The organism is Aeromonas sp. s9, from assembly GCF_040907765.1.
Lineage (GTDB): Bacteria > Pseudomonadota > Gammaproteobacteria > Enterobacterales > Aeromonadaceae > Aeromonas > Aeromonas caviae.
Genome location: NZ_JBFOCK010000081.1, coordinates 37,971 through 52,739 on the forward strand (window position 1 = coordinate 37,971; position 14,769 = coordinate 52,739).

12 protein-coding genes are annotated in these 14,769 nt (G+C 60.0%); 6 read left to right on the forward strand and 6 right to left on the reverse strand.

Annotated features, from left to right (window positions below):
* From AB5Y54_RS17305 to AB5Y54_RS17320, 4 genes are all read left to right on the forward strand, one after another.
* Positions 1-627: a 3'-5' exonuclease gene (locus tag AB5Y54_RS17305; RefSeq protein WP_109112111.1), complete on the forward strand. Its 627-nt coding sequence runs from the start codon at positions 1-3 to the stop codon at positions 625-627.
* A gap of 107 nt (positions 628-734) precedes the next feature.
* Positions 735-1,046 carry a DUF485 domain-containing protein gene (locus AB5Y54_RS17310; protein ID WP_039039049.1) on the forward strand — a complete coding sequence of 104 codons (312 nt, stop codon included), beginning with the start codon at positions 735-737 and terminating at the stop codon, positions 1,044-1,046.
* Positions 1,043-2,698: a cation acetate symporter gene (locus AB5Y54_RS17315; RefSeq protein WP_039039048.1), complete on the forward strand. Its 1,656-nt coding sequence runs from the start codon at positions 1,043-1,045 to the stop codon at positions 2,696-2,698. The genes AB5Y54_RS17310 and AB5Y54_RS17315 overlap by 4 nt, the downstream gene beginning before the upstream one ends.
* 211 nt (positions 2,699-2,909) lie before the next feature.
* On the forward strand, positions 2,910-4,502 hold the full coding sequence (locus AB5Y54_RS17320) for an ABC-F family ATPase (protein ID WP_010674576.1): 1,593 nt from the start codon (positions 2,910-2,912) through the stop codon (positions 4,500-4,502).
* A 283-nt stretch (positions 4,503-4,785) separates the two neighbouring features.
* Here the strand turns inward: AB5Y54_RS17320 and ppiD are convergent, their stop codons facing one another.
* The 6 genes from ppiD to tig all read right to left on the reverse strand — a co-directional run bounded on the left by ppiD (position 4,786) and on the right by tig (position 13,221).
* Positions 4,786-6,699, reverse strand: coding sequence for a peptidylprolyl isomerase (ppiD, locus tag AB5Y54_RS17325; protein WP_162540532.1), 1,914 nt, complete (start codon positions 6,697-6,699; stop codon positions 4,786-4,788).
* A gap of 149 nt (positions 6,700-6,848) precedes the next feature.
* Entirely contained in the window at positions 6,849-7,121 is a 273-nt protein-coding gene (hupB, locus tag AB5Y54_RS17330; RefSeq protein ID WP_005315375.1) for a nucleoid-associated protein HU-beta, read from the reverse strand.
* Between the two features lie 240 nt (positions 7,122-7,361).
* Positions 7,362-9,716 carry an endopeptidase La gene (lon, locus tag AB5Y54_RS17335; protein WP_010674574.1) on the reverse strand — a complete coding sequence of 785 codons (2,355 nt, stop codon included), beginning with the start codon at positions 9,714-9,716 and terminating at the stop codon, positions 7,362-7,364.
* A gap of 139 nt (positions 9,717-9,855) precedes the next feature.
* Positions 9,856-11,130: an ATP-dependent protease ATP-binding subunit ClpX gene (gene clpX / locus AB5Y54_RS17340; RefSeq protein ID WP_010674573.1), complete on the reverse strand. Its 1,275-nt coding sequence runs from the start codon at positions 11,128-11,130 to the stop codon at positions 9,856-9,858.
* Positions 11,131-11,200: 70 nt separating this feature from the next.
* Positions 11,201-11,824: an ATP-dependent Clp endopeptidase proteolytic subunit ClpP gene (gene clpP, locus AB5Y54_RS17345; RefSeq protein WP_005324106.1), complete on the reverse strand. Its 624-nt coding sequence runs from the start codon at positions 11,822-11,824 to the stop codon at positions 11,201-11,203.
* A gap of 86 nt (positions 11,825-11,910) precedes the next feature.
* Positions 11,911-13,221, reverse strand: a complete 1,311-nt coding sequence (gene tig, locus AB5Y54_RS17350) for a trigger factor (protein ID WP_010674572.1) — start codon at positions 13,219-13,221, stop codon at positions 11,911-11,913.
* A 430-nt stretch (positions 13,222-13,651) separates the two neighbouring features.
* Between tig and AB5Y54_RS17355 the strand changes: the two genes are divergently transcribed.
* Together AB5Y54_RS17355 and yfbR are read left to right on the forward strand one after the other, a co-directional pair.
* Positions 13,652-14,086 (forward strand): YccF domain-containing protein, encoded by a 435-nt coding sequence (locus AB5Y54_RS17355; RefSeq protein ID WP_043155888.1) that lies wholly within the window; start codon positions 13,652-13,654, stop codon positions 14,084-14,086.
* A gap of 84 nt (positions 14,087-14,170) precedes the next feature.
* Positions 14,171-14,761, forward strand: a complete 591-nt coding sequence (gene yfbR / locus AB5Y54_RS17360) for a 5'-deoxynucleotidase (RefSeq protein WP_043155890.1) — start codon at positions 14,171-14,173, stop codon at positions 14,759-14,761.
* Positions 14,762-14,769 lie beyond the last annotated feature (8 nt).

Sequence of the window (14,769 nt, forward strand, 5' to 3'; positions counted from 1 at the left end):
ATGTGGATGCACTGGCGCCGCCGCTGGCTTGGCAGGACGTTTCGGGAGGGGGAGTTTGCCCCGCTCTTTGCCCGCCCTGCTGGCGACGAGTGGGTGGCGCTGGACTTCGAGACCACCAGCCTGGATCCGGCGCTGGCGGAGATCGTCTCCATCGGGGCGGTGCGCATCCGGGGCAACCGGATAAAGACGGGCGATGCCCTTGCCATCCGGGTCCAGGCTCCCGCCAGCCTGAACGCCGGGTCCGTGGTGATCCACGGCCTGCGCCATCAGGATCTGCAACAGGGAATGGCACTGGAGCCCGCGCTGCGCGCGCTGCTGGAGTTCATCGGCCCCCGTGAGCTGGTGGGGTATCACATCGCCTATGACCTGCGCATTCTCAACCTCGCCTGCCAACGGCTGTGGCGGCTCACCCTGCCCCAGCGCGGCATCGAGGTGAGCCGCCTCTATCACGATCACCTCTATCGCCGCTATCCCGATGCCGCCATCGATCTGCACCTGGCCGCGATCTGTCGCCATCTGGCGCTGCCAGCCCTGCCCCCCCACGACGCCCTGAGCGATGCCGTCACCGCCGCCCTTGTCTTTGTACGCCTGCATCAGGGCGGCCCGCTGGCTTATCCCAAAGTCTAATTGTTCGGAGATAACATTTAATTCACATTTTGCTTACATGGACAGCCGTGCTGTCCGGTAGGGAACCCCTCATCCACCGCTGACATTCACTGTCATGGAGAACTGCAATGGAACAGCAACCGTATCTTCGGATCCAGCAAGATCCCAACTTCCAGGCACTGGTCGCCAAACGCCAGCGTTTTGCCTGGACCCTCTCCATCCTGATGCTGGGGCTCTACCTGGCGTTCATCCTGCTCATCGCCTTTGCACCGGGCTGGCTTGGCACCCCCTTGAGCGAAGGCTCCAGCATCACCCGTGGCATCCCGGTCGGGATTGGTCTCATCGTATCGGCCTTCGTGCTGACCGGTATCTACGTATTTCGTGCCAACGGCGAGTTCGACGAGCTGAACCAGAAGATCCTCAAGGGAGCGCAATCATGAAAGGCAAGTTTCTGCTGCCGCTGGCAGGTCTGATCTCCACCCCCTTGCTGGCGGCCGACGCCATCAGCGGCGAGGTGCAACGCCAACCCCTCAATATCTCGGCCATCGTGATGTTCGTGGTCTTCGTGGCCGCCACCCTGTTCATCACCTACTGGGCCTCCAAGCGCAACCGTTCGGCTTCCGACTACTATGCCGCCGGCGGGCGCATCACCGGCTTCCAGAACGGTCTGGCCATCGCCGGTGACTACATGTCCGCCGCCTCCTTCCTCGGCATCTCCGCCCTGGTCTATACCTCGGGCTACGACGGTCTCATCTACTCCATCGGCTTCCTGGTGGGCTGGCCCATCATCCTGTTCCTGATCGCGGAGCGGCTGCGCAACCTCGGCAAGTACACCTTTGCCGACGTGGCCTCCTACCGCCTCAAGCAGACCTCGGTGCGCAGCCTCTCCGCCAGCGGCTCCCTGGTGGTGGTCGCCCTCTACCTCATCGCCCAGATGGTCGGTGCCGGCAAGCTCATCGAGCTGCTGTTCGGCCTCCAATACCACGTGGCCGTGGTGCTGGTCGGCATCCTGATGGTGCTCTACGTGCTGTTCGGCGGCATGCTGGCCACCACCTGGGTACAGATCATCAAGGCGGTGATGCTGCTCTCCGGTGCCTCCTTCATGGCCATCATGGTGATGAAGTCCGTCAACTTCGACGTCGGTACCCTGTTCAGCGAAGCGGTCAAGGTGCATGCCAATGGTGCGGCCATCATGAGCCCGGGCGGCCTGGTCGCCGACCCCATCTCCGCCATCTCCCTTGGGCTGGCCCTGATGTTCGGTACCGCAGGTCTGCCCCACATCCTGATGCGCTTCTTTACCGTGAGCGATGCCAAGGAAGCCCGTAAATCGGTGTTCTATGCCACCGGCTTCATCGGGTACTTCTACATCCTCACCTTCATCATCGGCTTTGGCGCCATCCTGCTGGTCAGCACCAACCCGGACTTCAAGGACGCCACCGGCGCCCTGCTGGGGGGCACCAACATGGCGGCGGTCCATCTGGCCGATGCGGTGGGCGGCAGCCTGTTCCTGGGCTTCATCTCCGCCGTGGCGTTTGCCACCATACTGGCGGTCGTGGCCGGGCTGACCCTGGCGGGGGCCTCCGCGGTCTCTCACGACCTCTATGCCTGCGTCATCAAGGAAGGCAAGGCCAACGAGGCCGACGAGCTGCGCGTCTCCAAGATGACCACCCTGGTACTGGGTGTGGTCGCCATCGGCCTTGGCATCCTGTTCGAGAAGCAGAACATCGCCTTCATGGTGGGCCTGGCGTTCTCCATCGCGGCGAGCTGCAACTTCCCGGTGCTCTTCCTCTCCATGTTCTGGTCGCGCCTGACCACCCGTGGCGCCGTCTATGGCGGCTGGCTCGGTCTCATCAGCGCCGTGACCCTGATGATCCTGGGCCCCACCGTCTGGGTGAAGGTGCTGGGTCATGCCCAGGCCATCTTCCCCTACGAATACCCGGCGCTCTTCTCCATGGGGCTGGCTTTCATCGGGATCTGGTTCTTCTCGGTCACCGACAAGTCCCAGGCAGCCTCCGACGAGCATGCGAAGTTCTTCCCGCAGTTCGTCAGATCCCAGACCGGGCTCGGTGCCTCCGGCGCCTCCGCCCACTAAGTGGCATCCCACGCATCCAAGCCGGCCCAGTGCCGGCTTTTTTCATGACCGCCCCTCGCCTCCCCTCTGCAAGAGAAGCCGGAGCCCGTTGCCGGCCTGGTCGTGAAACCTTCCCCCNCCCGCAATGGAGCCAGATCACAGTTCCTGCTAAAACTTTCGGGGGATCTGTGCCATAATGCGCGCCATTTGACAGACCAACCGGGACATTCCAGTGCTTTCAAGCAACAACATCACCATGCAGTTCGGCGCCAAGCCGCTGTTTGAGAACATCAGCGTCAAGTTTGGCGGCGGCAACCGCTACGGCCTCATCGGTGCCAACGGCTGTGGCAAGTCCACCTTCATGAAGATCCTCGGTGGCGATCTCGAACCCACCGGCGGCAATGTGAGCCTGGATGTCAACGAGCGCATCGGTAAGCTGCGCCAGGATCAGTTCGCCTACGAAGAGATGCGCGTACTGGACGTGGTCATGATGGGCCACACCGAGCTGTGGGCCGCCATCGCTGAACGCGATGCCATCTACGCCAACCTGGAGGCCACCGACGACGACTACATGAAGGCCGCCGAGCTGGAAGGCCTGGTCGCCGAATATGATGGCTACACCGCCGAATCCCGCGCAGGCGAGCTGCTGCTGGGTGCCGGTATTCCCATCGAGCAGCACAACGGCCCGATGAGCGAAGTGGCCCCGGGCTGGAAACTGCGGGTACTGCTGGCGCAGGCGCTCTTCTCCAACCCCGACATCCTGTTGCTGGACGAACCGACCAACAACCTGGACATCAACACCATTCGCTGGCTGGAGCAGGTGCTCAACGATCGTGAAAGCACCATGATCATCATCTCTCACGACCGTCACTTCCTGAACTCCGTCTGCACCCACATGGCGGATCTGGACTACGGCGAGCTGCGGGTCTACCCGGGCAACTACGACGAGTACATGCTGGCTGCCACCCAGGCCCGCGAGCGCCTGCTGGCCGACAACGCCAAGAAGAAGGCCCAGATCGCCGATCTGCAATCCTTCGTCTCCCGCTTCAGCGCCAACGCCTCCAAGTCCAGCCAGGCTACCTCCCGCCTCAAGCAGATCGACAAGATCAAGATTGAGGAAGTGAAGGTCTCCAGCCGTCAGAACCCCTTCATCCGCTTCGAGCAGGACAAGAAGCTCTACCGCAACATCCTGGAAATCGAAGGCGTCTCCAAGGGTTATGGCGACGGTCCCCTGTTCAAGGGGCTCAACATGATGCTGGAAGTGGGCGAGAAGGTCGCCATCCTGGGTACCAACGGGATCGGTAAGTCCACCCTGATCAAGACGCTGGTCGGTGCCCTGGCACCGGATACCGGCACCATCAAGTGGTCCGAGAACGCCCAGATCGGCTACTACGCCCAGGATCACGCCGAAGATTTCGACACCGATCTCAATGTGTTCGACTGGATGGCCCAGTGGAAGCAGGAGAACGAAGACGAGCAGGCGGTGCGCTCCGTGCTGGGTCGTCTGCTCTTCTCCCAGGACGACATCAAGAAGCCGGTCAAGGTGCTCTCCGGTGGTGAACAGGGCCGGATGCTGTTCGGCAAGCTGATGATGCAGCGCCCCAACATCCTGATCATGGATGAACCGACCAACCACCTGGACATGGAATCCATCGAATCCTTGAACCTGGCGCTGGAGATGTACAAGGGCACCCTGATCTTCGTCTCCCACGACCGCGAGTTCGTCTCCTCCCTGGCGACCCGCATTCTGGAGCTGACCGAAGACGGCATCCGCGACTTCGGCGGGACCTACGAGGATTACCTGCGCACCCAGGGTGTGGTGTAATCCTCCGCTTTCAAGCAAAGCGATCAGAACCGGCGCCTCGTGCGCCGGTTTTTTTTATGCCTCCTTAATCACGCCCCACAGCAAGAGAAGAATTGGGGATAGGGAAAGCAAGAGTACAGCGCGCTGTCATACACCTGTCCCGCTCATCCCCAGCCAGGATAGGCAGCACAAGCCCGTGCCTGGCCCTTCCCTCCTGCGCCCGCCCGCTCTGCCGGGCTGTCGATGGCACAAAAAAACGGCTCCATTATGGAGCCGTTTTCACACTTGCGGCCGTGAGGCTGACTTACTCGACAGTGGCTTCCACGTCGGTGAAGTATTCGATCTTGGCCGCCTTGCGCAGCTCGTCGATCAGCGACTTGTAGTCAGCCTGTGCCTTGCCCTGACCCAGCTGACCTTGCAGCAGGCTCACCATCTGGGACGGCTCCTTGATGACGTTGACCTTGTCCAGCGCCACCACCACACGATCACCGTTGGCTTCGGTCACCAACTCGACGCTCGGCTTGCCATCGGTCGGATGGGGCATGCGGAACGCCTGGGTCACCAGGTTCTGATCCATCTCCTGGGCAAAGCGGGATACGCCGGTATGGGTATCCACTTTCAGACCCAGCGCGGTCAGGTCGGCCTGAACGTTCTCACCGGCCTTGAGCTTGTCCAGCAGACCCTGGGCCTTGCCACGGGCCACTTCACTGGCCTTGTCGTGCTTGATGGCGGTGATCACCTGCTCTTTCACCTCGGCAAGCGGCTTGGCCGCCTTCGGCTGGTGACCCATGATGTGCAGCACCAGCGCCTTGCCGTCGGCCAGCTCGATCACGTCGGAGTTGGTATTGTCATCGCGCAGCTGTTCGGAGAACGCCACGGAGAGCACCTTGGGATCATTGAGCGGTGCCGGCGCATCGGCCTGGCTGAAATAGCCGGTGGACTGCACCTGGAGGCCCATGGCTTCGGCGGTCAAGTCCAGGGAGTCCGGGTTCTCGAAGCTGCTGTCGGCCATCTTCTGCTGTTCGGCGAAGAACTGCTCCTTGGCCTTCTCAGATTGCAGACGGGCGATGGTATCGCTCATCACGTCCACGAAGGGCTTGGTCTTGGCAGGCTCGACTCCCAGCAGCTTGATGATGTGGAAGCCGAACGGGCTCTTCACCACGGCGGAGAGATCGCCGGCCTTGGCCAGCGCGAACGCGGCTTTCTCGAAGGCAGGATCCATCACCCCTTTCTCGAACCAGTCGAGCTCCCCGCCCTTCTTCGCAGAGAAGGTATCGGAGGAGTCGGCCTTGGCCAGCGCGGCGAAATCGTCACCTGCCTTGGCCTTGGCCAGCACGGCCTCGGCTTTCTGCTCGGCGGCCTTTTCATCCTTGCCAAACGGGATCAGGATGTGAGCCACCTGACGGCGCTCGGGACGCTGGAACAGATCCTGATGCTGGTCGTAGTAATCCTGGGCATCCTGCTCGGTGACCTTGATGTTCTTGCCAAGGTTCGCGGCATCGAGCAGCAGATAGTCGACCTTGACCGTCTCGTCGTTCATGAAGCGAGCGCTGTTGGTCTTGTAGAACTGCTCCACCTCGGCATCGCTCACCTCGATCCCGTCCACATAGGCGGAAGCGGCCAGACGGATCAGGCGCAGGTCACGGGTCTGGTTGTAGAGACGATCCAGTTGCTCGGCTTCACCCTTGAGGGCGAACTCCGATCCCAGCACGGCGCCCATCAATTGCTGGCGCACCATGTCCTGGCGCAGGGAGTCGCGGAACATCTCGGGGGTCATGCCGGCTCGGCGAATGAGCTGCAGGTAGCGGTCATTGCTGAACTTGCCGTTCTCGGCAAACTCGGGCATGGCGACGATGGCCTGCTTGATTTGCTCATCGCTGACGCGCAGACCCAGGGAGCGAGCCTTGTCATCGATCAGCGCCTGATCGATCAGACGGTCCAGCACGCCACGGCGGAACTGTTTCATGTAATCGGGATTGGCGGCCAGCTGGTTGAAGGCCTCACCCATTTGGGATTCCATGCGGGCCCGCTCATTGCGGTAGGCATTCTCCAGTGCGGGGGCACTGATGTCATTGCCGTTGACGGTGGCGGGGGCGGTACGTGCCGGGCCATTGAGGTAGCTGCCTACGCCGGCCAAGGCAAAGGAGAGGATGATCAGGCCCAAGATAACCTTGGCTACCTTGCCCTGCGCCCCTTCGCGTAGTTTATCCAACATCATGTTTGTACTTATGCTCCCGAACTCGATGGGCGTAAATAATGAAAAGGCGCACCGATTGCGATGCGCCTTGGTCAAGCAGTATGAGGGAGAGCCCTCTCACTTGTCTGGTCAGAGACCAAGGACGGTGCCGATAGATATCAGCGACCGGCTTAGTTGACCGCGTCTTTCAGGGCCTTGCCGGCTTTGAAGGCAGGAACTTTACCGGCAGCGATTTCGATGGTCGCACCAGTTTGCGGGTTGCGGCCGGAACGGGCTGCACGCTCGCGAACGGCGAAAGTACCGAAACCAACCAGAGCAACCTGGTCACCCTCTTTCAGGGCTTCGCCCACGGCATCGATGAAGGCATCCAGCGCACGACCAGCGGCAGCTTTGGAGATATCAGCACCGTCTGCAATCTTGTCAATCAGTTGAGATTTATTCACTCTTATATTCCCCTTTTATCGAACATCGCTGCGGCGCTGATTTCCCTGGCCACAACAAGTGGAGGTTTTATAACAAGCCTCCTGATCAGTTGCAAGTGACAATCTGGCGCAAACCCGCGCCACATCACGCATTGCGACTCATCATGAGTACCCGATCGGTGGTCAAGGCTACTTCCGTTGTCCGGTGCATGCAAGCCTTAACCACCCCCCGAATGCGCCAAATTTGCGGCGCATCAACATTTACACGACAGAAACGCGTTCGAAACCTTGCGGATTGTCCTGCAACGCCAGTGCAAGCACCTCATCAATCCAGCGAACCGGATAGATTTCAAGATCTTGTTTGACGTTGGCCGGGATCTCCTCGAGGTCACGTTCGTTCTCTTTCGGGATCAGCACACGCTTGATGCCACCACGGTGGGCCGCCAGCAGTTTCTCCTTGAGACCACCGATGGGCAACACCTCGCCACGCAGGGTGATTTCACCCGTCATGGCCACGTCGGCACGCACCGGGTTGCCGGTGAGGCTGGAGACCAGGGCGGTACACATGGCGATACCGGCGCTCGGGCCGTCTTTCGGGGTCGCCCCTTCCGGCACGTGCACGTGGATGTCGCGCTTCTCGTAGAAGTCGCCGTTGATACGCAGCTTCTCGGCACGGGCTCGCACCACTGTCATGGCCGCCTGGATGGACTCCTGCATCACGTCACCGAGGGAACCGGTGTAAGTGAGCTTGCCCTTGCCCGGCATGTTGGTGGTCTCGATGGTGAGCAGATCGCCCCCCACTTCGGTCCACGCCAGCCCGCACACCTGACCAATCTGGTTCTGGTCGGTGGCCTTGCCATAGTCAAAGCGCTGTACCCCCAGGAACTCCTTGAGGTTCTCCTGGTTGACCTGAACATGCTTGATGCTCTTGTCCAGCAGGATGCGTTTGACTGCCTTGCGACAGATTTTGGAGATTTCACGCTCCAGGCTGCGCACACCCGCCTCGCGGGTGTAGTAGCGAATCACCCCGATCAGCGCCGAATCCTCGATGGTGATCTCGGAAGGCTTCAGGCCGTTGCGCTGGATCTGCTTGGCCACCAGGTGCTGCTTGGCAATGTTGAGCTTCTCGTCCTCGGTGTAACCGGACAGACGGATCACTTCCATCCGGTCCAGCAGCGGACCCGGTATGTTCATGGAGTTGGAGGTGGCCACGAACATCACGTCCGACAGGTCATAATCCACTTCCAGATAGTGATCGTTGAAGCTGCTGTTCTGCTCGGGATCCAGCACCTCCAGCAGGGCGGAAGCGGGATCGCCACGCATGTCCGAGCTCATCTTGTCGATTTCGTCGAGCAGGAACAGCGGGTTCTTCACGCCGACTTTCGCCATCTTCTGGATGAGCTTGCCGGGCATGGAGCCGATGTAGGTACGGCGGTGACCACGGATCTCCGCCTCGTCACGCACCCCACCCAGGGCCATGCGCACATACTTGCGGCCGGTGGCCTTGGCGATGGACTGGCCCAGGGAAGTCTTGCCCACCCCGGGAGGCCCGACCAGGCAGAGGATGGGGCCCTTGAGCTTGTTCACACGCGCCTGCACTGCCAGGTATTCGAGGATGCGATCCTTGACCTTGTCCAGGCCATAGTGATCCGCATCCAGCACCTCCTGGGCCTTGCCCAGGTCTTTCTTGACCTTGGAGCGGGCCTTCCAGGGCACCTGCACCATCCAGTCCACATAGCTGCGCACCACGGTGGCTTCCGCCGACATGGGGGACATCATCTTGAGCTTGGCGAGCTCGGCCTGGGCCTTCTCGCGGGCATCCTCCGGCATCCCGGCCTCTTCAATCTTGCGATTGAGGGCTTCGAATTCATCCGGGCTGTCTTCCAGCTCACCCAGCTCTTTCTGGATGGCCTTCATCTGCTCGTTGAGGTAATACTCCCGCTGGCTCTTCTCCATCTGCTTCTTGACCCGAGAGCGGATGCGTTTCTCGACCTGCAACAGGTCGATCTCCGACTCCATCATGGCCATCAGAAACTCGATGCGCTCGGACACGGAGGCGATTTCCAGCACCTTCTGCTTGTCTTCGAGCTTGAGCGGCATGTGGGCAGCCATGGTATCGGCCAGGCGCGCCGCATCGTCAATCGCCGAAATCGAGGTGAGTACCTCGGGCGGGATCTTCTTGTTGAGCTTGATGTAACCTTCGAACTGGCCGATGGCAGAGCGCACCAGCACGTCCTGATCCTTCTCCTCGATGGGGGCGGACGCGATGTACTGGGCCTCCCCGACAAAGAAGTCGCGATCGTCGATCATCCGCTCAAGGCGGGCACGCTGGCCCCCCTCCACCAGCACCTTGACGGTGCCGTCCGGCAGCTTGAGCATCTGCAGAATATTGGCCACTGTCCCGACGGAGAAAATTTCCTCCACCGTCGGTTCGTCAGTCGACGCATCCTTCTGGGCCACCAGCAGGACTTTCTTGTCCTGCTCCATGGCCGCTTCCAGACAGCGAATGGATTTTTCCCGCCCCACAAAGAGTGGAATGACCATGTGGGGATAGACCACCACGTCACGAAGAGGCAGGACGGGAATCTCGATGCGTTCTGAACGCTCTAGGTTCATATATGTCCTCTCGGCTTGTTATACCGTTGGCAAAGGCTTGGCTGAGTATATGGGGGCGCAAAGATGAGATTCAATCGCCTTGGCCGTAAAAAGCATGAAAGGGGCAAAAAGCCCCTTTATGTGATTAAAAATCAGACAGTTACTCTGAGGCTGCGGCCTGAGTCTCGGGATTGTCGTAGATCATCAGGGGCGCGGAGTCTCCCTTGATCACCGTCTCGTCGATCACCACCTTGCTGACCCCTTTCAGGGAGGGCAGGTCATACATGGTGTCGAGCAGTACGGCCTCGACAATGGAACGCAGACCCCGGGCACCGGTTTTGCGCTCCATGGCCTTGCGGGCAATGGCATTGAGCGCGTCGTCACGAAACTCCAGCTCCACCTCTTCCAGGGCGAACAGCGCGGCATACTGCTTGGTCAGCGCGTTTTTCGGCTCTTTCAGGATCTGGATGAGGGCAGCCTCGTCAAGCTCGGTCAGGGTCGCGACCACCGGCAGACGGCCGATGAACTCGGGGATGAGACCGTACTTGATGAGATCTTCCGGCTCCACCTTGGCAAAGTTCTCGCTCAGGGTTGCCTTGGCATTCTTGGATTTCACCTCGGCGCCAAAACCGATGCCGGTGCCCTTGACGGAGCGCTGCTCGATCACCTTGTCCAGCCCCGCGAAAGCACCACCACAGATGAAGAGGATCTTGGAGGTGTCGACCTGCAAAAACTCCTGCTGCGGGTGCTTGCGACCGCCCTGGGGCGGCACGGAGGCGATGGTGCCTTCGATCAGTTTCAGCAGTGCCTGCTGCACCCCTTCCCCGGAGACGTCGCGGGTGATGGAGGGGTTGTCCGACTTGCGGGAGATCTTGTCGATCTCGTCGATGTAGACGATACCGCGCTGGGCCTTCTCCACGTCGTAGTCGCACTTTTGCAGCAACTTCTGGATGATGTTCTCCACGTCCTCGCCCACGTAACCGGCTTCGGTCAGGGTGGTGGCATCGGCCATGGTGAAGGGCACATCCAGCAGACGAGCCAGGGTCTCGGCCAGCAGAGTCTTGCCGCTGCCGGTGGGGCCAATCAGCAGGATGTTGGATTTGCCCAGCTCCACGCCACCGGACTCGCTGCCGCTGCGAAGACGCTTGTAGTGGTTGTAGACAGCCACTGCCAGCACCTTCTTGGCGTACTCCTGACCGATCACGTAGTCGTCCAGATGAGCGCGGATTTCATGAGGGGTCGGCAGCTCGCTACCATCGCGCTTGGGAGAGATCTCGCGGATCTCTTCGCGGATGATGTCGTTGCACAGCTCGACACACTCATCACATACGTAGACGGAAGGGCCAGCGATCAGCTTGCGCACTTCATGCTGGCTTTTGCCGCAGAAAGAGCAATACAGCAGCTTGTCGCCCTCACCCTTGCGTTTCTCTGTCATTCAGCGACCTCGTTTTATCAATAGAGGATGGATCGTCCTGTTGAGTTTACAACAGGACGGGGTACCCTGCTCAGCCGCGCTGGCTCAGGATGCCGTCAACCAGACCATAGGCAACGGCCTGTTCGGCGGACATGAAGTTGTCACGGTCGGTGTCGCGCTCGATGGTGGCCATGTCCTGACCGGTATGGAACGCCAGACGATCGTTCAGGGTATTCTTGATTTTCAGGATCTCCTGGGCATGGATCTGGATGTCAGAAGCCTGGCCCTGGAAGCCGCCCAGCGGCTGGTGGATCATCACTCGGGCATTGGGCAGGCAGAAACGCTTGCCTTTGGCGCCACCGGCCAGCAGGAAGGCCCCCATGGAGCAGGCCTGCCCCATGCAGACGGTGCTCACGTCCGGCTTGATGAACTGCATGGTGTCATAAATGGACATACCCGCAGTGACGGCGCCACCCGGCGAGTTGATGTAGATGCTGATGTCCTGATCCGGGTTCTCGGACTCCAGGAACAGCAGTTGGGCCACCACCAGGTTCGCCATGTGATCCTCGACCTGACCGGTCAGGAAGATCACCCGCTCTTTCAGCAGACGGGAATAGATGTCGTAGGAACGCTCCCCTTTCGCGGTTTGCTCTACCACCATCGGGATGAGCGCATTGCGTGGGGATTCAGTCACATCGTTATAGTTCTTGTACATAAGGCATTGTCCCTAAAATAAAATGGCCCGAGTGGAGATCACACGAGCCATTATACTTAACAGTTTTGACCTTAAGTCAAATGTTCTTAGGCAGCGGCACCGGACTTGTTGATCACTTCGTCGAAGGCAACTTCTTTCTCGGTGACTTGCGCCTTGGACAGGATCAGATCGATGGCTTGATCTTCAATGGCCAGGTTGCGCACGCCGTTCAGCATCTGCTCGTTCTGCTGATAGTACTCGATCACTTCTTTCGGATCTTCGTAGGCAGTGGCCATGGACTCGATGATGCTGGTCACACGGGCGTCGTCAGCCTTGATCTCGTTGGTGCGGATGACGTCACCCAGCAGCAGACCAACGCGGACACGGCGCTCGGCCTGGGCCTGGAACAGCTCGGCCGGCAGCTCGGGGGCGTTGCCGCCCTGGAAGCCACCGAAGCGCTGCAGAGCCTGCTGACGCAGGGTGTCGATTTCCTGGGCAACAGCAGCCTTCGGCAGATCGATCTGGTTGGCTTCAACCAGGCCGTTCAGTACCTGCTCTTTCACGCTGTTTTTCAGGGCCTGGGCCAGTTCGCGCTCCATGTTCTTGCGCACTTCAGCCTTCAGCTCTTCAACGCTGCCGCTCTCGATGCCGAAACGCTTGACGAACTCTTCGGTCAGCTCGGGCAGCACTTGCTCTTCAACCTTGTGCAGCTTGGAGGCAAACTTGGCAGCCTTGCCCTTCAGGGCTTCGGCGTGGTAGTCAGCCGGGAAAGTCACCTCGATGGTGAACTCGTCGCCCGCTTTCTTGCCCAGGATGGCGTCTTCGAAGCCCGGGATCATGCGGCCAGCGCCCAGTTCCAGGGTGAAGCCTTCAGCCTTGCCACCGTCGAACTCTTCACCGTCGATGGAACCGACGAAGTCCATGGTCACACGCATGCCGTTGGCGGCAGCCACAGCGGCTTCAGTCCAGGTGGCGTGCTGCTTGCGCAGGGTGTCGATCATGTTTTCCAGGTCGCTGTCCTTAACGGTGGCAACCGGCTTCTCGACCTTGATGCTCTCCAGACCGGCAACTTCGAACTCCGGATACACTTCGAAAGTGGCGGTGAACTCGAAATCCTGACCTTCTTTGATCTCTTTCGGATCCATGGTCGGGGCGCCAGCCGGGCTCAGTTTGTTCTCGATGATGGCCTTGATGAAGTTGTTCTGCATCATTTCATCGGCAACGCGGGCGTGAGCCATGGCACCGAACATCTTCTTGATGATGGCAACCGGAGCCTTGCCAGGACGGAAACCGTCGATGCGACGGGTTTTGGCCAGGCCATTCAATTCTTTGCGCACGGCGGCGTCAACGGTAGCGGCCGGTACAGTGATGGTAAGACGGCGTTCCAGACCCTGGGTTGTCTCTACAGAAACTTGCATTCTTTTACCTCGTTCAACTCAGCACTGCGTGCTGACCCTTTATTGCCCCCGGGCAAGCCCGGAGTCTTCCTGTTTATAAAGACAACGACTGTCTTTGTGATGAGAAAATATGACGCGACATTATAGCGGCGTGCAGTGGTCGCGTCGAGCCGCACATCCCCCATCCGGGGCACAGACAGCACAATTTGCGCAAGACTTTCTCCTATATGGGGAAGCCTTGCACCGAGTTCAAGCATTCCATCCGCAATAATTTGCACTGGCTCACTCTTTTTCACGGCGAACGGGCCATTTTGATCGCCATCCGCCGCCAATCAGGCACAAAAATGGCGTGCTGCGACCCAAATTGTCCACCTTCTCGCCTGCGCCATTGCGTCCCCCGGCAGGGCTCGCTATGGTGACAACCAATTTACGTGCTGCTGGAGTCACCCACATGTCCTTTTTCCGCTTCTTGTTCAATCTGCTCTGGTTCGTGCTGGGAGGCGTCTTCATGGGGCTGGCCTGGTGGCTGGCGGGGCTGCTCTGCTTCATCTCCCTCATCGGGATCCCCTGGGGACGCGCCTGCTTCGTCATCGGCACTTTCACCTTCTTCCCGTTTGGCAAGCAGGCGGTGAACCGCAAGAGCATGACGGGCCAGAGCGACATCGGCACCGGTGCCCTGGGGCTGATTGGCAACATTCTCTGGTTTGTGCTCATCGGGGTCTGGCTGGCCATCGGCCACATCGCCTCGGCGCTGGCCTGTTTCGTCACCATCGTCGGCATCCCGTTCGGCATCCAGCACCTCAAGCTGGCCCTCATCAGCCTTGCCCCCATCGGCCAGATGATAGTGACCAACCACGAGGCCGAATCGGGCCGCTACATCCGCTGACAGCCCATCTCAGACTATCCTTGCGGGTGGAAAAAAGGGCAGACTAGGGTCTGCCCTTTTTCATTGCCCCATTCGAGGTCTTTCATGCTGCCCAGCCATTTTTTTGCCAACCTCGCCCGTATGCGCCTCATCTACCGCTGGCCCCTGATGCGCAACATCCAGCCCGAAAACATCGCCGAGCACAGCTTGCAGGTTGCCATGGTGGCCCACGCCCTCGGCCTTATCGGCAATCGCCTGTTCGGCGCTCAGGTGGATGCAGACCGGGCCGCCGTCATGGCCCTCTACCACGACAGCAGCGAGGTGCTGACCGGGGATCTGCCCACCCCGGTCAAGTACTTCAATCCCGAAATCGCCCGTGAATACAAGAAGATTGAGCTTGCCGCCGAGCAGCGCCTGCTGGGCATGTTGCCGCCTGAGCTGGTCGAGGACTTTCGCCCCCTGCTCGACTCCGGCGCCCAGGACGAGGCCCTCACCAGCCTGGTGAAGGATGCAGACACCCTCTGTGCCTACACCAAGTGTCTGGAGGAGCTGAGCGTCGGCAACCGGGAGTTCGAGCCCGCGCGAAAGCGCCTCGAGCAGATGCTGGACGCCAGGATGAACCCCGCCATGCGCTACTTCATCGATGTCTTCGTGGGGAGTTTTTCACTGCCTCTCGATGAGTTGAATGCCCATTGATGCCATCA